Annotated in this window: 21 protein-coding genes; 11 read left to right on the top strand and 10 right to left on the bottom strand. The window is 69.3% G+C overall.

Translation table 11 applies throughout. From position 1 onward, the window contains the following. The first annotated feature begins 273 nt into the window (after positions 1-273). The 5 genes from DW298_RS14900 to DW298_RS14920 are packed head-to-tail and all read left to right on the top strand — an operon-like array spanning position 274 to position 5,238. Positions 274-849, top strand: coding sequence for a glucose-6-phosphate isomerase family protein (locus tag DW298_RS14900; protein WP_136043255.1), 576 nt, complete (start codon positions 274-276; stop codon positions 847-849). A 9-nt stretch (positions 850-858) separates the two neighbouring features. After that, on the top strand, positions 859-2,349 hold the full coding sequence (xylB, locus tag DW298_RS14905) for a xylulokinase (RefSeq protein WP_136043256.1): 1,491 nt from the start codon (positions 859-861) through the stop codon (positions 2,347-2,349). Beyond that, entirely contained in the window at positions 2,349-3,314 is a 966-nt protein-coding gene (locus tag DW298_RS14910; RefSeq protein WP_240745152.1) for a phosphoglycerate dehydrogenase, read from the top strand. The genes xylB and DW298_RS14910 overlap by 1 nt, the downstream gene beginning before the upstream one ends. Next, positions 3,311-4,267, top strand: a complete 957-nt coding sequence (locus DW298_RS14915) for a shikimate dehydrogenase (protein ID WP_136043258.1) — start codon at positions 3,311-3,313, stop codon at positions 4,265-4,267. The genes DW298_RS14910 and DW298_RS14915 overlap by 4 nt, the downstream gene beginning before the upstream one ends. Continuing rightward, positions 4,267-5,238, top strand: a complete 972-nt coding sequence (locus DW298_RS14920; RefSeq protein ID WP_136043259.1) for an aryldialkylphosphatase — start codon at positions 4,267-4,269, stop codon at positions 5,236-5,238. Before DW298_RS14915 ends, DW298_RS14920 begins: the two co-directional genes overlap by 1 nt. A 54-nt stretch (positions 5,239-5,292) precedes the next feature. Here the strand turns inward: DW298_RS14920 and DW298_RS14925 are convergent, their stop codons facing one another. The 5 genes from DW298_RS14925 to DW298_RS14945 form a co-directional block, all read right to left on the bottom strand. After that, the gene (locus DW298_RS14925; RefSeq protein WP_136043260.1) at positions 5,293-5,874 is read right to left on the bottom strand and encodes a VOC family protein; all 582 of its coding nucleotides are present in this window, start codon (positions 5,872-5,874) and stop codon (positions 5,293-5,295) included. Positions 5,875-6,137: 263 nt separating this feature from the next. Beyond that, positions 6,138-7,139 carry an ABC transporter substrate-binding protein gene (locus DW298_RS14930; RefSeq protein ID WP_136043261.1) on the bottom strand — a complete coding sequence of 334 codons (1,002 nt, stop codon included), beginning with the start codon at positions 7,137-7,139 and terminating at the stop codon, positions 6,138-6,140. 157 nt (positions 7,140-7,296) lie between these two features. Further along, complete coding sequence (locus tag DW298_RS14935) at positions 7,297-8,331, bottom strand: ABC transporter permease (RefSeq protein ID WP_205820392.1); 1,035 nt, start codon at positions 8,329-8,331, stop codon at positions 7,297-7,299. Next, positions 8,331-9,833 (bottom strand): sugar ABC transporter ATP-binding protein, encoded by a 1,503-nt coding sequence (locus tag DW298_RS14940; RefSeq protein WP_136043262.1) that lies wholly within the window; start codon positions 9,831-9,833, stop codon positions 8,331-8,333. Before DW298_RS14940 ends, DW298_RS14935 begins: the two co-directional genes overlap by 1 nt. Before the next feature lie 199 nt (positions 9,834-10,032). After that, positions 10,033-10,902 carry a sugar phosphate isomerase/epimerase family protein gene (locus DW298_RS14945; protein ID WP_136043263.1) on the bottom strand — a complete coding sequence of 290 codons (870 nt, stop codon included), beginning with the start codon at positions 10,900-10,902 and terminating at the stop codon, positions 10,033-10,035. A gap of 194 nt (positions 10,903-11,096) precedes the next feature. On the opposite strand from DW298_RS14945, the gene DW298_RS14950 reads away from it, so the two are divergent. After that, positions 11,097-12,098 carry a LacI family DNA-binding transcriptional regulator gene (locus tag DW298_RS14950; RefSeq protein WP_136043264.1) on the top strand — a complete coding sequence of 334 codons (1,002 nt, stop codon included), beginning with the start codon at positions 11,097-11,099 and terminating at the stop codon, positions 12,096-12,098. A gap of 23 nt (positions 12,099-12,121) precedes the next feature. On the opposite strand, the gene DW298_RS14955 is transcribed toward DW298_RS14950, so the two are convergent. The 3 genes from DW298_RS14955 to DW298_RS14965 are packed head-to-tail and all read right to left on the bottom strand — an operon-like array spanning position 12,122 to position 14,869. Next, positions 12,122-12,541: an RbsD/FucU domain-containing protein gene (locus DW298_RS14955; protein WP_136043265.1), complete on the bottom strand. Its 420-nt coding sequence runs from the start codon at positions 12,539-12,541 to the stop codon at positions 12,122-12,124. Between the two features lie 47 nt (positions 12,542-12,588). Then, a complete protein-coding gene (locus DW298_RS14960; RefSeq protein WP_136043266.1) occupies positions 12,589-13,587 on the bottom strand; it encodes an aldo/keto reductase in 999 nt (332 codons plus the stop codon). Beyond that, entirely contained in the window at positions 13,574-14,869 is a 1,296-nt protein-coding gene (locus DW298_RS14965; RefSeq protein ID WP_136043267.1) for an L-fuconate dehydratase, read from the bottom strand. Before DW298_RS14965 ends, DW298_RS14960 begins: the two co-directional genes overlap by 14 nt. Positions 14,870-14,993: 124 nt before the next feature. On the opposite strand from DW298_RS14965, the gene DW298_RS14970 reads away from it, so the two are divergent. The 3 genes from DW298_RS14970 to DW298_RS14980 all read left to right on the top strand — a co-directional run bounded on the left by DW298_RS14970 (position 14,994) and on the right by DW298_RS14980 (position 17,865). Next, positions 14,994-15,854: a fumarylacetoacetate hydrolase family protein gene (locus DW298_RS14970; protein WP_136043268.1), complete on the top strand. Its 861-nt coding sequence runs from the start codon at positions 14,994-14,996 to the stop codon at positions 15,852-15,854. Further along, positions 15,836-16,606, top strand: a complete 771-nt coding sequence (locus DW298_RS14975) for an SDR family oxidoreductase (RefSeq protein ID WP_136043269.1) — start codon at positions 15,836-15,838, stop codon at positions 16,604-16,606. The genes DW298_RS14970 and DW298_RS14975 overlap by 19 nt, the downstream gene beginning before the upstream one ends. Positions 16,607-16,866: 260 nt before the next feature. Then, complete coding sequence (locus DW298_RS14980; protein ID WP_136043270.1) at positions 16,867-17,865, top strand: hypothetical protein; 999 nt, start codon at positions 16,867-16,869, stop codon at positions 17,863-17,865. 60 nt (positions 17,866-17,925) lie between these two features. On the opposite strand, the gene DW298_RS14985 is transcribed toward DW298_RS14980, so the two are convergent. Beyond that, positions 17,926-18,900, bottom strand: coding sequence for an amidohydrolase family protein (locus DW298_RS14985; protein WP_136043271.1), 975 nt, complete (start codon positions 18,898-18,900; stop codon positions 17,926-17,928). A gap of 46 nt (positions 18,901-18,946) precedes the next feature. On the opposite strand from DW298_RS14985, the gene DW298_RS14990 reads away from it, so the two are divergent. Continuing rightward, the gene (locus DW298_RS14990; protein WP_136043272.1) at positions 18,947-19,624 is read left to right on the top strand and encodes a FadR/GntR family transcriptional regulator; all 678 of its coding nucleotides are present in this window, start codon (positions 18,947-18,949) and stop codon (positions 19,622-19,624) included. Positions 19,625-19,697: 73 nt separating this feature from the next. On the opposite strand, the gene DW298_RS14995 is transcribed toward DW298_RS14990, so the two are convergent. Beyond that, entirely contained in the window at positions 19,698-20,360 is a 663-nt protein-coding gene (locus DW298_RS14995; RefSeq protein WP_136043273.1) for a transaldolase family protein, read from the bottom strand. A gap of 118 nt (positions 20,361-20,478) precedes the next feature. Between DW298_RS14995 and DW298_RS15000 the strand changes: the two genes are divergently transcribed. Beyond that, positions 20,479-21,441 (top strand): ribokinase, encoded by a 963-nt coding sequence (locus tag DW298_RS15000; protein ID WP_136043274.1) that lies wholly within the window; start codon positions 20,479-20,481, stop codon positions 21,439-21,441. Positions 21,442-21,444: the final 3 nt, after the last annotated feature.

The following is a 21,444-nucleotide window of genomic DNA, read 5'->3' on the forward strand; positions in this document are numbered from 1 at the left end:
CCCACGCTCCCCTCCCACCCTCCTCCGCGCTCCGGTCGCAGTTCGTGCCGGATTCTTCCCGGTCAGGCGGCACCAACTGCGACCGGAGCAGCAGCAGGCGGCACCAACTGCGACCGGAGGGCCAACTCCGACACCGCGGCGCGCCGCGCGCAGATGCGCGCAGTAGATCGCGCGCGAGCGCAAGCCCCTCTGGACGCAACCTGTCATAACAGGTACTGTGAACCTGTCATTACAGGTTGCGCAGCGCCGCAGCATCCGTTACGAGGAGCACCGATGCCCGAGTTCCACACCCCGCCGATCTCTCCGATGGCGATCGCGTTCGACGCCGAGAAGCTGACGCTCTCGCCCGAAGGACCGACCCTCACCCGGCGGATGTCCGACCTCGAAGGACTTTTCCTCGACGCGGATGCCTGGGCCGCAGCATCCGTCGGCGAGAACCCGGTGGTCTACACGGTCGTCAGCTCCCCCGTGCCCGAGGCCGACCGCGAACTGCCGCAGTCGATCACCACGATCATGCCCGGCGACACCGCCGGCGAGCTCTGGATGACGAAGGGCCACCAGCATCCGAACCATCAGGGCGAGATCTACCTGGCGCTCAAGGGCCGGGGCGGACTGCTCATGTTCGACGGCGAACGCACCGAGTGGCTCGACATGCTGCCCGGCGCGATCGGCTACATCCCGCCCGGTTGGGCGCACCGCTCGGTCAACGTCGGCGACGAGCCCTACGCCTTCCTCGCGGTCTACCCGGGAGGGGCCGGGCACGACTACGGATGGGTGCTGGAGCACGGCATGGGTTCGCGCGCCTACCGCGCGACCTCCGGCGTCGACCTGCGTCCCTACGCGGAATAGGCTCCGGCCATGATCATCGCGCACGACCTGGGCACCACCGGGAACAAGGCGTCGCTGCACCACGACGACGGCCGTCTGATCGCCTCGGTCACGGTCCCCTACCCCGCGCACTTCGCCGCGGGTGGCGTCGCCGAGCAGAATCCCGTCGACTGGTGGGACGCCGTCGTCGCGGCCACACGCGATCTGATCGCCCGCACCGGCACGGCTCCGACCGACGTCGCCGGACTCGTGGTGAGCGGTCAGATGATGGGCGCCGTCCTGCTCGATGGCGACGGCGAACCGGCACGCCCCGCGATCATCTGGGCCGACACCCGGTCCGGTGCGCAGCAGCGCGAGCTCGAGACCGCGATCGGCGCCGAGCGCGCCTACGGCATCCTGGGGCACCGGCTCAACCCCACGTACTCCGTCGAGAAGATCATGTGGGTGCGCGACAACGAGCCGGACACCTGGGCGCGCGTGCGACGCGTGTGCGTCGCGAAGGACTTCATCGTGCTGCGCCTCACCGGGCGCCTCGCGACCGATCGCTCCGACGCATCCGGCACGAACGCCTATGACCAGGCGACCGGCACGTGGTCGGCGGAGGTCCTGCAGGCCGCGCGCCTCGACCCCGCACTGTTCCCCGAGATCCTGGAATCCACACAGATCGCCGGCACGCTGACGGATGCCGCCGCCGAGGCACTCGGCCTGCCGGCGCGCGTCCGCGTGGTGATGGGAGGAGGCGACGGTCCGATGGCCGCCGTCGGCTCCGGCATCGTCGCACCGGAGGATGGCGCCTACGTGTGCCTGGGCACATCGTCGTGGATCTCGTTCGCCGCCGACGCCCCGCTGCACGACTCCGCGATGCGCACCTTCACGTTCGACAACGTCGTGCCCGGATCGTTCGTGCCCACTGCCACCATGCAGGCGGGCGGAGCCTCGGTGCAGTGGATCGCCGAGGCGCTCTCCCCCGACCCCGCACACCCCGAGACCCCACGTCTGACGGCCGAGGCCTCCGCCGCCGTCGACACCGACGACCTCTACTTCCTCCCCTACCTCCTCGGCGAGCGCTCTCCGATGTGGGATCCGGATGCCCGGGGCGCGTTCGTCGGCCTCGCCCGCCACCACGGCAGGTCGCACCTCGTGCGGGCCGTGCTCGAGGGCACCGCGTTCAACCTGCTCAGCTGCATCCAGGCGTTCCGCGAAGCCGGTGCCACGATCGACCGCATCGACGCGGTCGGCGGCGGAGCCCAGAGCGATGTGTACCTCTCGGTGCTCGCGGACGTGTGGGGCGTGCCCGTGCGCCGCCGGACGATCGTCGAAGAGGCGAACAGTCTCGGCGCCGCCGTCACCGCCGCGGTCGGGCTCGGTCTCACCGACTTCTCGGCCGCGCGTGCTCTGAGCGAGGTCACGGCCGAGTTCACCCCGGATGCCGCCCGTCACGCCGTCTATGCCGACCGGCACACCCGCTTCGTCGACGCGTACACGGCGCTCGCTCCGTGGTTCGCCGGACGGCCGCGCTGATGAGCGTCATCCTCGTCACCAGCCGCTCGTTCTCGGACGGCGACCTCGACCTCGTCGAACGCGCGGCTCAGGCCGGGCACCGCATCCTCCGGGGACCCGCGCACCACGACCTCGACGAGCTGCGGTCGCTGCTGCACGGTGCCGATGCCTGGATCGCGGGCACCGGAGCCGTCACGGATGCGCACTTCGCCGCGGCTCCGAAGCTCAAGGTGCTCGCCCGCTACGGCGTAGGCACTGAATCAGTCGACCTCGCGGCCGCGCGAGAGCGCGGCATCCCGGTGACCAACACCCCCGGCGCCAACGCCGATGCGGTCGCCGATCATGCCGTCGGGCTCATGCTCGCCGCACTCCGCTTCGTGCCCGACGGCGACCGCCGCGTGCGCGTCGGCGATTGGAGCGTGCGTCGCGGGCGGGAGCTCGGCGCCGCGACCGTCGGCATCGTCGGCTTCGGGCGCATCGGACAGGGGGTCGCCGCACGGTTGAGCGGCTTCGGGTCGCGCGTGCTGGCGGCCGATCCGTTCCTTCCCGACGAGGTCGTGCGGGCTCGCGGTGCGGAACCCGTCTCGATCGATGACCTGTTCCGCGCCGCCGACGTCATCACGCTGCACGCTCCGGGTGGGCAACGTCTCGTCGACGCCGACCGTCTCGCCGGCATGCGACCGGGAACCGTACTGGTCAACACCGCCCGCGGCGACCTGATCGACGAGGCCGCCGTGGCGCAGGCGCTGCACGACGGCACTCTCGCCGGTTACGCCGCCGACACCCTCGACGGTGATACGGCTGCCCACGACGGTCCGTTGCTCGCCCCGGAACTCGCCGACCGCGTGATCGTGACACCGCACCTCGGCGCCCAGACCACCCAGGCGGTCGACAACATGGGTTCCCTCTCGCTCGCCGATGTCATCGCGATCCTCGCAGGTGCCGAGCCCACCCACCCCGTCCCCGTCCCCGAGGAGACCCGATGACCACCGCCGACGCCGTCAGCATCGCGCCCGCCACGGCATCCGCCGACTACATGGGCTTCGTCGGTGTGACCACCGCGTCGTCGTCGATCATGAAGGTCTTCCCGCTCTGGGCCGACATCCTGGGCCTTCCGACCCGCACCCTGGTCGGCCACGACCTGCCGATGGATGCCGATTCCGCGCAGTACCGCGCGATGGTGGAGCAGATCCGTGACGACCCGCATCACCGCGGGGCCCTCGTGACCACGCACAAGATGAACGTGTACGCCGCGGCCGCCGACCTCTTCGACGAGCTCGACCCGTTCGCGGTGTCGTGCTCCGAGATCTCCAGCATCTCGAAGCGCGGTCCGATCCTGTCGGGGCGGGCCAAAGACCCGATCACGGTCGACCTTGCGCTGAACGAGTTCCTTCCCGCCGACCACTTCACCCGTACCGGAGCCGAGGTCGTGATCCTCGGGGCCGGCGGCTCGGGCACCGCGCTGAGCTGGGCCCTGGCCGAACGCGACGACGCCCCGGCGAAGATCACGGTCACCGCCCGCACGCAGGACAAGCTCGACCACCTGCGCGAGGTGCACCGCCAGCACGGCACCCGCGAGGGGCTGATCGAGTACGTCGTGACCGCATCTCCCGCAGACGCCGATGCGCTGGTGTCCGCAGCCCCCGCCGGTTCCGTGATCGCCAACGCGACCGGGCTCGGCAAGGACCGGCCCGGCTCACCCCTGAGCGATGCGGTGGTCTTCCCACAGGGCGGGTACGCGTGGGAGTTCAACTACCGCGGCTCGCTCGAGTTCCTCCACCAGGCCGAGGCGCAGGCATCCGCACGTGGGCTGCACGTTGTCGACGGCTGGCGCTACTTCATCCACGGCTGGTCGCAGGTGGTGGCCGACGTGTTCGAGCTCGACCTGACCCCCGAGGTGGTCGAGCGACTCGCCGAGGCCGCGGAGTCGGTGCGCTGATGCCCGCCGTCGTCCGCACCGTGCTCGGCGACATCGACCCTGCGCTCCTCGGGCGGGTGAACTACCACGAGCACCTGTTCCAGGTGTCGCCGCTGCTGCCGGGCGATGAGCTCGACGACGAGAAGGCCTCAGGGGAGGAAGCGGCTCTGCTGCAGGCGAGCGGATTCGAGACGATGGTGGATGCCACGCCGTTCGGCCTCGCGCGCGCCCCGGGAGCGCTCGCCCGGATCAGCGCCTCGACCGGGCTCCGCATCGTCGCGACGACCGGACGGCACCGTGAGGCCCATTACGGCGCCGACCATCCGATGCAGGCGTGGACCGCCGATCGGCTGGCCGCGCTGTTCATCGCCGACATCACGCGCGGGATGCCCGCCGACGACGCGGAGATCTTCGAAGCACCGGAGGTGCCCCTGGCCGCAGCGCCCGATGGCGGCCCGGTGCGCGCAGGGATGCTCAAGGGCGGCGCCGACTACTGGCGCATCAGCCCGTTCGAGCGCACCACCCTGCTCGCCGTCGCCGAGGCGCACCGCGTGACGGGCGCTCCGGTCATGGTGCATCTGGAGTTCGGCACCGCGGCCCACGAGGTGCTCGACCTGCTCGCGTCCGAGGGCGTGGCAGCCGACCGTGTCGTGCTCGCGCATGCCGATCGCGACCCCGACCCCGGCCTGCACGCGTCCCTGGCCGAACGCGGGGCTCACCTCGGCTACGACGGCTTCGCTCGTCCGCGCACCCGCTCCGATGCGGAGCTGCTCGCCCTGACGGTCGCGGTGGTCGAGCGCGGCGCCGGTCATCGGGTCGTGCTCGGCGGCGACGTCGCCCGGCGCTCGCGGTACATCGCCTACGGCGGCATGCCCGGACTCGCCTACCTCGGCGACCGCTACCTCCCCCGCCTCCGCGCGGCCGTGGGCGACGAGGCCGTGCACCGGATGCTCGTGACCACACCGGCCCAGCTGCTGGCCCTCGCGCCCTGATCAGGTTCGTCGCAGCTCACCTTCCTCCTCTGCCGCCTCCGACGACCACGCCATTCAGCGATCGAGCCGGGGATCCCGCAAAGATGCCATCGCCTCGACGAGGCTTTCGTGGATGTACTCGAGCTCGGGCGAGGTGAAGCTCGACCAGTCCTCTTCGGCGGCACCGTGATCGTCCGCCTCTTCACCGTCCCCAGAGCCACTCCACGAGGCGGCGTCCGCTCCGTCGGCATCCCACACCTGCTCCTGCGGAACATGGGCGTAGACCCACCAGAGGTTTCCCGAAGGATCGGCGAAGCGCGAGAACGTGTCTCCGAAGAAGTCCGTCGGCCTCGTCACGATACGGGCGCCGAGTCCGACGGCTCGTGCGAGCGTTCCCTCGACGTCGTCGACGTACACCTGGATGAATCCCGGGGTGAAGGGCCAGTCGGGCTTTCGGTCGGCGACGGTGATGACGGAATCGCCGATGCGCAGCTCGGAGTGCAGGATCAGGCCGTCGGTGTCGACGGTGCGGGCCTCGGGGACGTCGGTCGCCTCGAAGACCTCGATCACGAAGTCGATGATGCGGGCGGCGTCATCGGTCATGAGGAAGGGGTTGACGGTGTTCGATCCGGCAGGGAGGGCGGGTGTGCTGCTCATGGTGGGTGTCCTTTCGTCGAGATCACTCTGACAGCCGCCCCGGACAGATCCTGACCTCGATTCCCGGACTCGATCGTCGAACTCCGACCACCGGCCCGTGCACCCGTCGGGAGAAAGCACACATGTCGGGCGAATCGCCGGGGCTCCTTCCTGCATCCGGGAGTCCTCCCGACATCCGTCCCCGAACGCCTCCCCTCACGGCGCTCCCGGACGCGAAGAAGCCCCCCACCCGACGGTGAGGGGCTTTTTCGTTCAGCGGGGTGTCACTCGTAGAGCACCGCGGCGATCTTCTCGTCCTCGATGTTGCTCTTGTCGTACCAGTACGAACCGGTGTCGTAGAACTCCTCGACGTCGTCGCCGTTGGCCGCGTCGTACGCGGCCTGGACGACCTGCTCGCCGATGCCGATCGGGTCCTGCGTGATCGCGCCGGCCATGGTGCCGTCCTTGATGGCGTTGATCTGCGCGGCACCGGAGTCGAAGCCGACGATGGTGATCTTGCCCTTCTCCAGGCCCAACTCGTTGACGGCGTTCACGACGCCGATCGCGGAGCCCTCGTTGGTGCCGTAGATGCCCTTGAGGTCGGGGTGGGCGGCGATGATCGTCTTGGCGATGTCGGCCGACTTCAGGTGGTCGCCGTCGCCGTACTGGATGTCGACGATCTCGATGTCGGGGTAGTCCGCCTCGATCTTCTCGACGAAGCCGTCACGACGCTCGACTCCGGTCGAGTTGATCTGCGAGTGGCCCACGATGGCGACCTCGCCCTCGCCGCCGATCAGGTCGGCCATGTGCTCGGCGGCCAGCGCACCGGCGACCTTGCTGTCGGTGGCTGCGAGGCTCAGGCCCACGTCGCCGTTGCAGGGTGCGTCGAAGTACACGACGGGGATGTCCTTCGACTTCGCCTGCTCGAGCGGAGCGACGCACGCCTCGGGGTCGAGTGCGGCGTAGGCGATGGCATCCGGGTTCTTGTCGATCGCGGCGGTCAGCATCTCGAGCTGCTGTGCGATCTCGGTCTCGGCGGCGGGGCCGTCGAAGGTGATCGTCACCCCGAGCTCCTCGGCCTTCTGCTCGGCGCCCTTCTTGACGGCCTGCCAGAACTGATGCTGGAAGCCCTTCGAGACGAGGGCGATGTACATCTCGCCGTCGCCGCTGCCGGTGTCGCCGCCGGAGCCCTCCTCGATCACGTCACCGCCGCCGGCACAGCCGGCGAACACCAGCGCGGATGCGGCCACGAGGGCCGCGAATGCGGTCTTCTTCCCGAATTTCATGAGAACTCCATTGTTTGAATACGAGTCGGATGGTTCTGTGTGGTGCCGGCCAGGCCGACGTGATGGGACATTCCTGGTGCCTGTGCGGATCGCTCCGCGGTTCCGGACGGGTCCGGGTGGGACGGCAGCGGGCACGGGTTTCGCCGCCGCCCTGGTCTCAGGTGCGCTGCCGGTTGCGCAGCGAATCAAGGAAGACGGCGAGCAGGACGACGACGCCGACGACGATGTTCTGCCACTCGGGTTGGATCGACATGATCCGCAGGCCGTTGACGAGGACGCTCATGATCAGCGCGCCGATCACGGTGCCGAGGATCGAACCGCGTCCACCGAGCAGCGATGTGCCGCCGATGATCACGGCCGCGATGGCCTGCAGCTCGTACCCGGTGCCGATCTGCGGCTGGGCGGAGTCGAGACGGGCCGCGATGACGATGCCCGCGATGCCGGTGAAGGCGCCGGCGAACATGTAGATGAGGATCGTCCAGCGGCGGGTGTTCACTCCGGAGAGGCGGGTGGCCTCCTCGTTCGATCCGATCGCGAAGGTGTAGCGGCCGAGGAGGGTCTTCGACAGCACGAGCCAGGCGACGATCGCGAGGGCGGCGGTGATGAGCACGGCGTTCGGGATGCCGGGGATGATCACGCCGAGGGCGATCTTCTTGAAGTCGGGAGCCGAGGTCGAGAAGTAGATCGGCGCGACGTTCGAGATCACGAGGGCGAGGCCGCCGGCGATCATCATCATGGCCAGCGTCGCGATGAACGGAGGCAGCCGCAGGAACGTGATGTTGACGCCGTTGATCAGCCCCATCAACACGCCGGTCGCGATACCGCCGATCACCCCGAGCCAGACCGGGAGGCCGAGGTTGGTGACGATGACGCCGGTCATCACGGCGCACAGCGCCATGCCCGTCCCGATCGACAGGTCGATCCCGCCGGTGATGATGACGAACGTGGTGCCGAGGGCGAGGATGCCGATGACGGCGGTCGACAGCAGCACGGTGGCGATGTTGCTGAAGGTGAAGAAGTTCGGGCTGGCGATCGAGAAGAAGATGACCAGCACGATGAGTGTGCCGAACGCGAGCGACTGCTGGAACTGCCGCTTCAGGAATGCGCCGACATCCCTCTTGTCCGTGTTCTCGTTCACGGCGGTCTGGATGATCGTCGTCGTCGACGATCCGGGCTGCTGCGGGGTGCTCATCAGTCTTCCTCCCCATGGGCTGCGAGTTGCATGATCTTCTCCTGGCTGGCTTCCTCGTTGCGGAGCGTCCCGGTGATGCGACCGTTCGCGAACACGGCGATGCGGTTCGCGACCCGGAGGATCTCGGGGAGCTCGGACGAGATGACGATGATGGACTTGCCCGCGTCGGCGAGCTGCTGCATGAGGCGGTAGATCTCCTCCTTCGCGCCGACGTCGATCCCTCGGGTCGGCTCGTCGAAGATGAGGATGTCGCAGTCGCGCATCAGCCACCGGGCGATGACGACCTTCTGCTGGTTCCCTCCGGAGAGGAGCTTGACGACCTGGTTCACCGACGGCGTCTTGATGCGCAGCTGCTGCACGTAGTCCTTGGTGCGGTTCTTGGCCTTGCTGTCGCCCATCCAGCCGATGCCGTTGGCATAGGAGCCGAGCGAGGCGAGCACGGTGTTGAACGTCACGTCCTGCTCGAGCATGAGACCGAGCAGTTTGCGGTCCTCCGAGAGGTAGCCGACGCCATGATGCACCGCATCCGCCGGCTGGGCGATCCGCACCGTGCGACCGTCGATGGAGATCGTGCCGCTGTCGCGGTGGTCGGCCCCGATCACGGCGCGGGCGGTCTCCGTGCGCCCCGCGCCCATGAGGCCGGCGAAGCCGAGGATCTCGCCCTTGTGGAGCTGGAACGAGACGTCCTTGAGGAGGGTCTTGGTCGACAGCCCCTGCACCTCGAGGACCACCGGATCGTTCGCGTGCTCGCGGGCCTGGGGGCGGGTTCCCTCGTCGATCACCCGTCCGACCATCATCTCGATGATCGTCGGGATGGTGATCTCGGCCCTGTCGAGTGATCCGATGTATGTGCCGTCGCGCAGGACGGTCACGCGGTCGGCCAGACGGCGCAGCTCGTCCATGCGGTGCGAGATGTAGACGATCCCGGTGCCCCGCGCCTTGAGCTGCTCGATCAGCACGAAGAGCGTCTCGACCTCGGTGTCGGTGAGGGCCGAGGTGGGCTCGTCCATGATCAGGACCTTGGCGTTGAAGGACAGCGCCTTGGCGATCTCGACCATCTGCTGCTCGGCCACCGTGAGCTCGCCGACGAGCTGCCGGGGATTCAGGTGGATGTCGAGGCGCTGCAGCAGCTCGGCCGTCTGCGCGTTCAGCTTGCGCTCCGACAGGAACGGCCCCGTGGTGGGCTCTCGGCCCACGTAGATGTTCTGCGCCACGGTCAGATCGGGCATCAGGTTGAGCTCCTGATGGATGATCGTGATGCCGAGCTCCTGCGCCTGGAGGGGGCTCGTGAGCTCGACTTCCCGGCCCTCGAACGTGATCGTGCCCTCGTCCTTGGTGTAGATCCCCGAGAGGATCTTCATCAGGGTCGACTTTCCCGCGCCGTTCTCGCCCACGAGCACCAGCACCTCGCCGGCGTGCACCTCGAGGTGCACGTCCTTCAGCGCCTGCACGCCGGGGAATCCTTTGCTGATCCCCTCGACCCGGAGGATGGGTCCACTCATGCGCTCACCTGCTTCCTTGAAGGTCATGCTTCGACGTCGACGGATCATTCCGTCGCAAACATCGGATCAATTCTGCTTCCTACGCTACGGGCAGCGCAAGTTGTATCTGAATGTATCTAAAGACGGCCGGATGCGGAAGACCTGTAATGACATCTTGATCTTCCGGCCTGTCTCTCGCTGTTCCGGCCCGGAGTCCCGCTCAGTGGAGCCGGATCGAATCGACGGCCACGAGCTTGTCGCGGATGTACGCGTTGGCATGGGCGCCGAGTTCGGCATTGTCGGTCCAGAGGTTCCGCCAGATGCCGAGCATGCGGCTGAGGTCGGGGGCGACGACCGCCGACGAGAACGATTCGAAGACGATCGGACCGTCGTAGCCGATACGACCGAGCGCCTTGAAGAAGGTGTCGAAGTCGACGGTCCCGGTACCGAGATAGCCCCGGTGGCTCTCGCCGATGTGCACGTAGCGCAGGGCGGGGGCGGCGTCGAGCACCGGCGCGAACATATCCGACTCCTCGATGTTCATGTGGTAGGTGTCGAGATGGATTCCGAGGTTCGGGCGATCGACCTCGGCGACGTACGCCAGAGCCTGTCGGGCCGTGTTCAGCACGTTCGTCTCGTAGCGATTCACGACCTCGAGCGAGACCGAGACCCCGCGCCCGGCGGCGTGGTCGGCGACCCGCGCGATCGCGGCCCGGCTGCTCGCGAGCCCCTCGGCAGTCACCGGCTCCATGTACTTCTTCATGGCGCTGTAGATCACGCCGCAGAAGTGCTGACCGCCGAGATCCGCGAGCACGTCGACCGCCTTGATGAGCAGTGCTTCGCCGGCCGCGACGACAGCGGGATCGGTGCTTGTGACATCCGTCGCCTCGGAGAGCCCGAGTGATGCACTGACGGCGAGGTCATACTCCTCCAGCGCATCCTTCGCGACGGAGACGTCGAACGAGAACGGGTCCATCAGCGGGAACTCGATGAGATCGAAGCCCGCCTCCTTCGTCTTCCGCACCGCCAGTCGGATGCCCTCGGCATCGAAGTTCCCTGTCCAGACGAGCCCGTGGCAGCCGATGTTCATGAGGCCTCTCCCAGCGGGTGTGCGGCACCGTCGCCGTCCAGACTTGGCACGTGCCAACTCCGGTGTGCGAGTCACGCTACGTCGGACGGGAGAACCCTGTCAAGAACTTTCTTGGCACGTTGCAACTCCTCCGATATCCTGAGGCCGCCGACCGGGCGGGATGCCCGACCGATGCGGACCGACGAAGGAGACCCATGCCCGCGAGCGTCAAGGACGTCGCCGCCCTCGCCGGGGTCTCCTCCTCCACCGTCTCGAACTACCTCAACCACCCGCACGTGCTCGGAGCGGCGAGCCGGGAGCGGGTGCGGGCGGCGATCGAGCAGCTCGGCTTCGTGCCGAACGAGTCCGCTCGGCAGCTGCGTGCGGGTGCGAGCAAGGCTCTCGCGCTCATCCTGCTCGACGCCTGGCTGCCGTATTTCCACGACCTCTCCCGCGGGGTCGAAGACGTGGCGCGCGAGGGCGGCTGGTCGCTGTTCTTCAGCAACAGCAACCGCGACGACGCGCAGGAGCGGCGCAACCTCGACATGTTCGAGGCGCACCGGGTGCAAGGCATCGTCATCTACCCGCTCGGCGACGTGGTGCCGCGTCTGGAAGCGCTCGCCGATCGCGGCATCCGCTCCGTCGTGGTCGGCCCGATCCCCGATTCGTCGAAGGTCGCGTCGGTGCTGTTCGACGATCGCGCGGGCGGGCGACTCGCAGGAGAGCATCTCGTGGAGCTCGGCCGGAGGCGCATCCTGTTCCTCGGCAGCCCGGCGGTGAGCCAGTCGAACGACCGCCTCGCCGGGCTTCGCGAGGCGGTGGCGGGGACCGACGCGAACGTGTCGACCCTCGACGTGCCGCACCTGGCGACCGAGGACGGTCTGCAGGCCGGGGCGCAGATCATCGCGATGCCCGCCGCCGAGCGGCCCGACGCCGTGTTCGCCGCGAATGACATGGTCGCGCTCGGCGTGCTGACCCAGCTCCTGCGCCACGGCATCCGGGTGCCGGAAGAGATCGCACTCGTGGGGTTCGACGATGTCGCCCAGGCGCACCAGGGCGTCGTGCCTCTCACGAGCGTGCGGCAGCCCGGCTACGAGATCGGCCGCGCCGCCGGGGCCGCCCTCCTGCAGCAGCTCGCCGATCCCTCGGCTCCCCCACCTGCGACGACGCCGTTCCCCGCCGAGCTCATCGTGCGGGAGTCGACCGTAGGTCGCTGAGGCGGGCCGTCCTCCCTCACGCCTCACGCGGAGGTGTGCCCGACGACCCCCTTGCGCAGCAGCGCGTTGCCGTACTTGCGGGTCTCGCCCGTGCGCACCAGCAGGTACGCGGCCTTCGCGACCTCGTAGTACGCGAACCGCTCGACGAAGGCCGTCGTGTCCACGGCTGTGCCCGCCGCCGCCATGAGCTCGTGCTGCACATCGAGCACCTCGCCGTCCGCTGAGGTCATGAGATCGATGCCCGGCGCGTCGTCGAGGGGCAGCACGGTGCGGATGGCCGCGACGACCTCGGGCGTCGTCGTGCCGGGGAGGTCGATCACCCGTACGCCCAGGCCCCATGCGGGGAAGTGCGCATCGGCGACGACCACGGCGTCGGAGTGCCCCATGCGGTCGAGGTGCAGCAGCAGCTCCCCGGTCAGCAGGGGATGGATTCCTTCGAGCATGAGTGCTCCTCTCGACGAGCCGGCGGGTGATTCAGGCCGCGGGCGATTCAGGCGGCGGGCGGGTCAGCGGGGATGAGCCCCTCCGCTGCCAGGTTCTCCCACAGCGCCGGCGGGATCTCGAGCGCGGCGTACTCCGCATTCTGCCGCAGCTGCGCGGGGCGACTGCCACCCACCACGACCGAGCGCACGACGTCGGACTGCAGCGGGAACTGGATCGCCGCCGCGGGCAGTGGCACGTCGTGGTCGGCGCACACGGCGGCGATGCGCACGAGCCGGTCCCAGAGCTCGTCGGGAAGCTGCCCGTACTCGTAGCGCCCGTCACGACGCGGCTCGCTCGATGCGAGCAGCCCGGAGTTGAAGACGGATGCCGCCACTACCCCGGTCCCGGTCGCCCGGCAGGCGGGCAGCACGTCGACCGCGGCCGGCTGCTCGAGCAGCGTGTAGCGGCCGGCCACCATGATCAGGTCGAGGTCCGCCGACCGCACGGCGGCCGAGAGCGCGTCCGACACCATCGAACCGATGCCGATCGCGCTCACCTCACCGTCGGCGCGCAGCCGTTCCATCGCGGGCAGTGCTTCGGCGAGCGCGAGGTCGAGGTCGTGCCGCTCTGGGTCGTGCAGGTAGAGCAGGTCGATGCGCTCGATGCCCAGGCGTTCGCGGGACTCCTCGATGCTGGCGCGGATGCCCGCGTCCGAGAAGTCCCACACGCGCTGCAGGTCGTCCGGCACATGGAAGTCGTTCGCGATGTCGAGGCCGCCGGTGCGGTCGGGGTTCGGCCGCAGCAGACGCCCGGCCTTGGTCGAGAGGACGTAGTCCTCCCGCGGCTTGGTCTGCAGGAACGCCCCGAGCCGACGCTCCGAGAGCCCGAGTCCGTAGTGCGGCGCCGTGTCGTAGAAGCGGATGCCGCTCTCCCACGCCGCATCCAGCACGGCCCACGCCTCGTCGTCGGTCAGCGGGCGGAACAGGTTGCCCACGTTCGCGGCGCCATAGCCCAGCGGGGGCACCGACAGACGCTCGGGCACCCCGTTCAGATCAGGCGCCGACATGGGCACCCTTCCAGGTATAGGTCGCGATGCTGTCCGCCTTCATCTCCATGCCGCTTCCCGGCGCGGTCGGCGCCATGTACGAGCCGCCCTGGATGTCGGTGGGCACGACGAAGTGCTCGTGCAGGTGGTCGACGAACTCGATCATGCGGCCCTCGCGGGTGCCGGTCACCGCGACGAAGTCGAACATCGACAGGTGCTGCACCGCCTCGCACAGACCCACCCCACCTGCGTGCGGGCAGACCGGCACGCCGAACTTGGCGGCGAGGAGCAGGTTCGCGATGTTCTCGTTGACGCCGGCCACGCGCACGGCGTCGATCTGCATGACGGAGATCGCCTCGGCCTGCAGCAGCTGCTTGAAGATCACCCGGTTCTGCGCGTGCTCACCGGTGGCGACGCGGATCGGCGCCACACCGCGGGCGATCTCGGCGTGACCGAGCACGTCGTCGGGGCTGGTGGGCTCCTCGATCCAGGCGGGGTGGAACTCGGCGAGCGCGTTCACCCACTCGATCGCCTCCGAGACCTCCCACCGCTGGTTGGCGTCGATCGCGATCGGGAAGTCCGGCCCGCACACCTCCCGCGCCTTGCGGAAGCGACGGATGTCGTCGTCGAGGTCGGCGCCGACCTTGAGCTTGATCTGCGTGAAGCCGTCGGCCATGGCCTCACGGGCGAGGCGCTCGAGCTTCTCGTCGGAGTATCCGAGCCACCCCGGGCTGGTCGTGTAGCCCGGGTATCCGGTGTCGAGCAGCTGCCGCTCGCGCTCAGCGCGGCCGGGCTCGGCGGCTCGCAGGATCGCGAGGGCATCCTGCCGTGTGAGGGCGTTCGTCAGGTAGCGGAAGTCGACCAGGTCGACGAGCTCCTCCGGCGTCATGCGCGCGAGCAGCTGCCAGAGCGGGAGCCCGGCGCGCTTGGCCTTGATGTCCCACAGCGCGTTGATGACCGCGCCGATGGCCATGTGCATGACCCCCTTCTCGGGCCCCAGCCAGCGCAGCTGCGAGTCGCCGATGATGTCGCGGAACGTGCCGCCCATGTCGTCGAGCAAGGGCTCGACCTCCCGCCCCACGAGGTGCCCCGCGAGCGCATCGATGGCTGCGACCTGCACGTCGTTGCCGCGACCGATCGTGAAGACGAACGCGTGCCCCTCGATGTCGTCGTCGGCGTCGGTGCGCACGATGACGTACGCGGCCGAGTAGTCGGGGTCGGGGTTCATCGCATCCGACCCGTCCAGGCTCAGGGACGTGGGGAAGCGGATGTCGGTGGTGTCGAGGGCGACGATACGGCTCACGGGATTCCTCTCCATGCACGGCCTGTTTCTTCCGTGCGGATCCCTTGGAGTGTAAACATCGGATGTCTATACTGTCAACGAGACCGGCCGCCTCATCGCGGCCTCCCGACCGATCAGGAGAAACATGAAGTTCGCGCGGCTCGGCACCCCCGGGAATGAGATCCCCGTCCTCGTGGAGGGCGACCGATACCTCGACCTCCGCTCCGTGACATCCGATGTGAACGGCGACTTCCTCGCGGGCGACTTCGCCTCCCGCGTGACGGCCGCCCGGGATGCCGGCGAGCTGCCCGAACTCGCTGATGCCGCGTCGATGCGCATCGGCGCCCCGATCGCCCGCCCGAGTGCGGTGATCTGCATCGGCATGAATTACGCGGCGCACGCGGCCGAGTCGGGTTCGGAGCCGCCCACCATCCCGATCCTGTTCCTCAAGACGCCCAACACGGTCGTGGGGCCGGACGACGCGGTGACCATCCCGCGCGCCAGCGAGAAGACCGACTGGGAGGTCGAGCTCGGCATCGTGATCGGTGCCCGCGCCGCCTACCTCGACTCCCCCGAGGAGTCGCTCGCCCACGTGGCCGGGTTCGTCGCCGCGAACGACATCTCCGAGCGGGCGTTCCAGATCGAGGTGTCGGGCGGGCAGTGGTCCAAGGGCAAGATCGCGCCCGGGTTCAACCCCACCGGCCCCTGGCTGGTCACCCCCGACGAGGTCGACCACCACGCGCTCGGCCTTCGCAGTTTCGTGAACGGCGAGCCGCGCCAGGACTCGAACACGAGCGACATGATCTTCACGGTCGAGCACATCGTGCACCACCTGTCGCAGTACGTGACCCTCGAGCCGGGTGACCTGATCCTGACCGGCACTCCGCAGGGCGTCGCCCTCTCGGGCAAGTACCCCTACCTCGCGCCCGGCGACGTGGTCGAGATCGAGATCGACGGCCTCGGCCGTCAGCGACAGGAGTTCGTGGCATGGGAGGCCCGGAAGTGAGCGCGGATGGACTGAACGGGCTGGTGGCGATCGTCACCGGCGGAGCATCCGGAATCGGCGCGGCCATCGCCCAGCGTCTGCACGCCGACGGGGCCACCGTCGCGGTCCTCGACCGTGACATCGCCGCGGCCGACCCCGCGTTCGCCGCCTTCACGGCCGACGTCTCCGACCGCGCGAGCGTCGACGCGGCGGTGACCGCCGTGGCCGAGAGGTTCGGGCGCATCGACATCGTCGTCAACAACGCCGGCATCGGCGCGCAGGGCGACATCGCCGCGAACGACGACGACGAATGGGCCCGCGTGCTCTCGGTCAACGTCACCGGCATCGCCCGCGTGACCGCTGCGGCGCTGCCCTGGCTGCGGAATTCTCCGTCGGCGGCGGTGTGCAACACGGCATCCATCGCCTCGACCACCGGACTACCGCAGCGGGCGCTGTACAGCGCGTCGAAGGGAGCCGTCGCAGCCCTCACCCGTGCGATGGCCGCCGACCACCTCCGCGAGGGCATCCGTGTGAACGCGGTCAACCCCGGCACCGCCGACACCCCGTGGGTCGGGCGACTGCTCGACTCGGCAGCCGACCCCGCCGCCGAGCGTGCGGCCCTCGAAGCCCGCCAGCCGCACGGTCGCCTGGTCAGCCCCGACGAGGTCGCCGCCGCGGTCGCCTATCTCGTGGGCCCCGGTTCCGGCTCGACCACCGGCACCTTCATCGAGGTCGACGGCGGCATGGCTCAGCTGCGCCTGCGCGCGGAGTAGCTCCTCCTTCCGCCTTCCTCCGCGCCATCCGCCATCCGCCTTCCGCCATCCGCCTTCCGGTAGCAGTTGACGCCGGTCAGCCCGACTCACGCACGTTCCGGTCGCAGTTGACGCCGCGTCCATCGCGCGAGGACGGCAGCAACTGCGACCGGAAGCGCAGAGACCGACGCCGGACGGCAGCAACTGCGACCGGAAGCACGGCGCCGCGCCACCTGTGGAAAGCCGCAGCAGCGTCCGAGCAACCCTGCGATCGTGGCGCGATGACTTCGTCTCGCCCCCTTCCTGCGCATCTCGGCGCGTCGTTCTCCGTGCAACAGGCTTTGGATGCCGGGATCAACAAGGGCCGCCTGCGCAGACGCGACCTCGAGATCCCGTTCCGTGGAGTTCGGCGACAGGTGAGCACGTCCGCCGATCGCGACGATCTCGATCCGTTCGAGCGACAACAGGTCGAGAGACGCATCCGCGCGCACGAGTATGGCCCTCGGCTGCGCTCGGGTCAGTTCCTCAGTCACGAGAGCGCCGTCGCGATCTGGGGCGGTCCCCTCCCTCTGGTGCTCGCGGACGGACGGCCCGCCGACGGGCGCACACTCCCGGTGCACGTCACCACCCTCGGTTCGGGTCCTCTCGTCCGCGCGGAAGGAGTACGAGCTCATCGACTTCGCGCGCCTGTCGCCCGCATTCTCCGCCCGTCCGGACTGGCGGTCGCCAGCCCGGAACTGACGTTCGCCGGTCTCGGAACGTGGAGCCTGCTCGACCTCGTCGCCCTCGGTGACTACTTCTGTCGTGTCTGGCGAGTCGGACACGGCCGACCGCATGCAGGCAAGGCCTCCTACTCGACCGTCGACGGACTGCGCACCGCAGTCGAACTCGGACGCCGTGTCGGCGCCACCCGCCTTCGACAGGCGATCGAACTCATCCGCGAGGACTCCTGGTCTGCACGCGAGTCCGCGGTGCGGTGTCACATCGTCTGGGCAGGCCTGCCCGAACCGGAGCTCAACGTCGATGTCTATGACGACCACGGCCGGTTCCTCGCCTGCGTGGATCTCGCGTATCCGACCCGGAAGGTCGCGATCGAGTATCAGGGGCTCCGGCACGCCCAGCGCTACGCCGCAGATGTCGAGCGGATAGCCGCCCTTCGGGCCGCGGGCAGGACGGTGATCGAGGTCACCAGCGCCCTCTTCGCGCGCCCAGAGGAGCTGATCCTGCGGATCCGACGTGCTCTCGTCAGGCCGCCCGGCACCAGTTTCGGTCGCAGTTGACGCCGCTTCGATCGCGCGAGCGCGGCAGCAACTGCGACCGGAACGACGAGCAGACGACCCTCAGCCGCGGTGGCCGCGGAGCCAGCCCCGGATGCCGGAGCGCGGAGCCTCGTCCGACGGGATATGGCGCGGCTGAGCGGTGCGATAGAACTGCTCGGCATTGCGCCACAGGAGCGCATCGAGGTCATGCCCTCGCGCATCCGCCCAGGCGATCACGGTGTCGGCCCAGCGCGTGCGAGCCGTCGGCTGATAGGTCGGCGAGCCGTCGGCCGGAGCGTGCGGGTCGCCGACCTCGGCCGGTCCGATGACCGAGACCGGCCAATCGCTCCCCCACATCAACCGCTCGATCCCGAACGCATCGGCCGCCACATCGAGGAACGGGATGAGCTGCGCCGCGCTCCAGTCACCGCCGGCCTCACCGGGCAGCCCCGAGAGCTTGCAGAACGCGTTCGGGTGGCGCGACAGCTCGGTCAGGTCGCGCACCCATTCCGGGGTCGGAGCGAGCGGGGCAGCAGCCGTGCCCACCCTGGGCTTGCCGAGATGGTCGAGCACGATCTGCAGCTCCGGGATCGCACCGGCGAAGCGGGTGATGTCCGGGAGCTGGTCGGCGCGCACGCACGCGTCGAAGGTCAGGTCGCGCGCGGCGACCTCGCGCGCACCGGTCACGAACGCCGCCGACACCGCCAGTCCGTCCGGCTCTCCCTGCAGGTTGTTCCGGACACCCACGACGAGAGGCTCGGCCATGAGCCCCTCCAGGTGTGCGACCGTGTCGGTGCCGCGGTCGAGACGGATGCCGGCGACGATGCCGACGATGCCGAGTGCGGCGGCCCGGCCGGCGACCCACTGCACTTCGTCGAGGAAGTCCTCTGCCACGGTCTCGGCCTGCACGAACACCGACTTCTCCGACTGCGCCCCGGGTAGACGGGCGTGCTCGAGCTCGAGGTCGGCGAACCGGTACGCCATCGGCCCCTCGAGCCAGGTGTAGGTCAGAGCCTCCGGATCCCAGAGGTGCAGATGTGAATCGAGAACGCGCATGGCTCCATCCTGCCGGAGACATCCGATCAATCGCTAGGATGACGCCATGGCAGTCACCGACGAGGCGATCGAGAAGATCAAGGCGATGATCGTCGCGGGCGAGCTCGCCCCCGGTGATCGACTTCCCCCCGAGAAGGAGCTGTCCGAGCGACTCGGCCTCTCCCGCAGCTCGATGCGCGAGGCGGTCAAGGCACTGGAGGTCATCCGGGTCCTCGACGTGCGACGCGGCGACGGCACCTACGTGACGAGCCTCGAACCGCATCTGCTGCTGGAGGCGATCTCGTTCGTCGTCGACATGCACGACGACGACTCCATGCTCGAGATCTTCGCGGTGCGTCGGATGCTGGAGTCGCAGGCGACAGGACTCGCGGCCACACTCGGCACCGACGAACAGATCGCCGAGTTGCAGGACGAGGTCGATTCCGTCGATGCCGCCGTCACGATCGAGTCTCTGGTCGACCATGACATCCGCTTCCACCGCGAGATCGTCGCGATGTCCGGCAATGCATACCTCGCGAGCCTGATCGAGCACCTCAGCAGTCAGACCGTGCGCGCTCGCGTGTGGCGCGGCCTCACCGAGGGTGGCGCGGTCGAGCGCACCCTGTCGGAGCACCGGGCCATCGCCGACGCGATCGCCCAGCACGACTCCGCCCTCGCGATCTCCCTCGCCACCGCTCACATCGCGGGCGTGGAGCGCTGGTTGCGCCAGGCGGCGGCGAGCTGATCCCGCCCACCGCGGTTCAGCAGACCCGGGTTCAGCAGACCGGGTTCAGCAGACCGGGTTCAGCAGACCGGGTTCACGCGCCCAGGCGCACCATCGCGGCGTCGAACTCCGCCGCTGAACTGTCGCTCACCTCGTGGAAGAGCACCCGGTCGAGCACGTCGGGCGCGGCGGTGAAGTAGGGCACTCCCGCCAGTCGCAGGCCGGTGATGTCATCCGGCGAGCGCAGGGATGCCGCGAGCACGTTCGAGTCGCTCCCCGCGCACACCGCCTGCATCCGGGCGATCGTCGCGTCGCTGTCGAGTCCTGCGTCCCGCATCCGTCCGAGATACGGGGCGATGTATTGCGCACCGATCGAGGCGCACGCCAGCGCCTGCGCGACCGAGTACACGGCCGTGACGAGCACCGTGGCGCCGTCGCGCACCAGAGCGGATGCCGCGGCGAAGCCCGCGGCCGTGGCCGGAACCTTCACGGCCACCCGGTCGCCCAGCGCACGGATGCCCTCGGCGTTGCGGAGGAACGAAGCGGTGTCGCCGCCCCAGGTCTGGAAGAAGATCTCACGCGCTCCCTCCGACTCCCACCGGGCGTAGAGCTCGGGGATCTCGGCGGCGGTGCGGCCTCCCCGTTCGAGGATGGTCGGGTTCGTGGTGACGCCGTGCACCACACCCGCAGCGAGCAGCGGGGAGACGCGGTCGACATCGGCGCTGTCGACGTACAGGCGTGGCGCGATCGGGTTCATCGGGGTCTCCTCGCGGGCAACCTGTCGTTACAGGTGCGGATTCGGCTAATGTAATGACAGCCACCGCGGTCTGTCAAAGCGTCGGCTACGCCTGTCGTCGAGGAAGATCAGGAGCGAGATGACCCCCGCACACCCCGAGGACCGCACCGGCGTCGTCATCGTCGGCAGCGTCACCGCCGATGTGACCACCTTCTCCGGACGCCTGCCCGCCAGGGGCGAGACGATCCTGGGCGACGAGTTCACCCTGATGCTCGGCGGCAAGGGCGCGAACCAGGCCGTCGCGGCCGGACGCTCCGGTGCGCGCACGAGCTTCGTCGGCTGCGTGGGAGACGACCTGTTCCACGACCTCGTCGTGGACGGACTGACGGCGGCGGGAGTCGACCTCGCACACCTGCGCACGGTTCCGGGCCCCACCGGCGTCGCGCATATCCGCGTCGACTCGTCGGCGCAGAACGACATCGTGATGGTGCCGCTCGCGAACGCCGCGCTGAGCGCCGCGCAGATCGACGAGGCGCTGGCGGCCCTCGCCCCCTCGACCTCGGTGCTGCTCACCCAGCTCGAGACGCCGTCCGCGCTCACCGCCCACATCACCGCGCGCGGGCGCGAGCACGGCATGACCGTGATCCTCGACCCGGCTCCGGCCGCCGAGCTCGACGCCGAGATCTGGCGGAGCATCGACATCGTCACCCCCAACGAGACCGAGGCGACGCTGATCAGCGGCATCGAGGTGACGGATGCCGCGTCGGCCGAGCGCGCCGGACGCTGGTTCCTCGCCCAGGGGGTCGGCGCCGCCGTGATCACCCTCGCGGGCCAGGGCTCGTGCGTCGTGACGGCCGAGGGCGCTTCCGTGATCCCGCCCTTCCCCGTGGAGGCGGTCGACACGACAGCGGCGGGCGACGCCTACGCCGGCTACCTCGGCGCCGCTCTCGCGAACGGCAGCACCCTGGCGGATGCCGTGCGCCTGGCCACCGCGGCCGGCGCGCTGACCGTCACGAAGCAGGGGGCCTCGCCGAGCCTTCCGCACCGCGCCGACGTCGACGCGTTCCTGACGGCGCGCACGCCCGCCCCCGTCGCGAGCTGAACC

This window comes from Microbacterium sp. A20, from assembly GCF_004794515.1.
Classification (GTDB): Bacteria; Actinomycetota; Actinomycetes; order Actinomycetales; family Microbacteriaceae; genus Microbacterium.

What these genes read in the sequence shown, in the direction of transcription:
- DW298_RS14920 (WP_136043259.1), top strand. Translation starts at nt 4,267, where the DNA reads ATGCCCGCCGTCGTCCGCACCGTGCTCGGCGACATCGACCCTGCGCTC.
- DW298_RS14995 (WP_136043273.1), bottom strand. Translation starts at nt 20,360, where the DNA reads ATGAACCCGATCGCGCCACGCCTGTACGTCGACAGCGCCGATGTCGAC.
- DW298_RS14950 (WP_136043264.1), top strand. Translation starts at nt 11,097, where the DNA reads ATGCCCGCGAGCGTCAAGGACGTCGCCGCCCTCGCCGGGGTCTCCTCC.
- DW298_RS15000 (WP_136043274.1), top strand. Translation starts at nt 20,479, where the DNA reads ATGACCCCCGCACACCCCGAGGACCGCACCGGCGTCGTCATCGTCGGC.
- DW298_RS14970 (WP_136043268.1), top strand. Translation starts at nt 14,994, where the DNA reads ATGAAGTTCGCGCGGCTCGGCACCCCCGGGAATGAGATCCCCGTCCTC.
- DW298_RS14930 (WP_136043261.1), bottom strand. Translation starts at nt 7,139, where the DNA reads ATGAAATTCGGGAAGAAGACCGCATTCGCGGCCCTCGTGGCCGCATCC.
- DW298_RS14925 (WP_136043260.1), bottom strand. Translation starts at nt 5,874, where the DNA reads ATGAGCAGCACACCCGCCCTCCCTGCCGGATCGAACACCGTCAACCCC.
- DW298_RS14980 (WP_136043270.1), top strand. Translation starts at nt 16,867, where the DNA reads ATGACTTCGTCTCGCCCCCTTCCTGCGCATCTCGGCGCGTCGTTCTCC.
- DW298_RS14945 (WP_136043263.1), bottom strand. Translation starts at nt 10,902, where the DNA reads ATGAACATCGGCTGCCACGGGCTCGTCTGGACAGGGAACTTCGATGCC.
- DW298_RS14990 (WP_136043272.1), top strand. Translation starts at nt 18,947, where the DNA reads ATGGCAGTCACCGACGAGGCGATCGAGAAGATCAAGGCGATGATCGTC.
- DW298_RS14955 (WP_136043265.1), bottom strand. Translation starts at nt 12,541, where the DNA reads ATGCTCGAAGGAATCCATCCCCTGCTGACCGGGGAGCTGCTGCTGCAC.
- DW298_RS14940 (WP_136043262.1), bottom strand. Translation starts at nt 9,833, where the DNA reads ATGAGTGGACCCATCCTCCGGGTCGAGGGGATCAGCAAAGGATTCCCC.
- DW298_RS14910 (WP_240745152.1), top strand. Translation starts at nt 2,349, where the DNA reads ATGAGCGTCATCCTCGTCACCAGCCGCTCGTTCTCGGACGGCGACCTC.
- DW298_RS14915 (WP_136043258.1), top strand. Translation starts at nt 3,311, where the DNA reads ATGACCACCGCCGACGCCGTCAGCATCGCGCCCGCCACGGCATCCGCC.
- DW298_RS14900 (WP_136043255.1), top strand. Translation starts at nt 274, where the DNA reads ATGCCCGAGTTCCACACCCCGCCGATCTCTCCGATGGCGATCGCGTTC.
- DW298_RS14960 (WP_136043266.1), bottom strand. Translation starts at nt 13,587, where the DNA reads ATGTCGGCGCCTGATCTGAACGGGGTGCCCGAGCGTCTGTCGGTGCCC.
- DW298_RS14935 (WP_205820392.1), bottom strand. Translation starts at nt 8,331, where the DNA reads ATGAGCACCCCGCAGCAGCCCGGATCGTCGACGACGACGATCATCCAG.
- DW298_RS14985 (WP_136043271.1), bottom strand. Translation starts at nt 18,900, where the DNA reads ATGCGCGTTCTCGATTCACATCTGCACCTCTGGGATCCGGAGGCTCTG.
- DW298_RS14975 (WP_136043269.1), top strand. Translation starts at nt 15,836, where the DNA reads ATGGGAGGCCCGGAAGTGAGCGCGGATGGACTGAACGGGCTGGTGGCG.
- xylB (WP_136043256.1), top strand. Translation starts at nt 859, where the DNA reads ATGATCATCGCGCACGACCTGGGCACCACCGGGAACAAGGCGTCGCTG.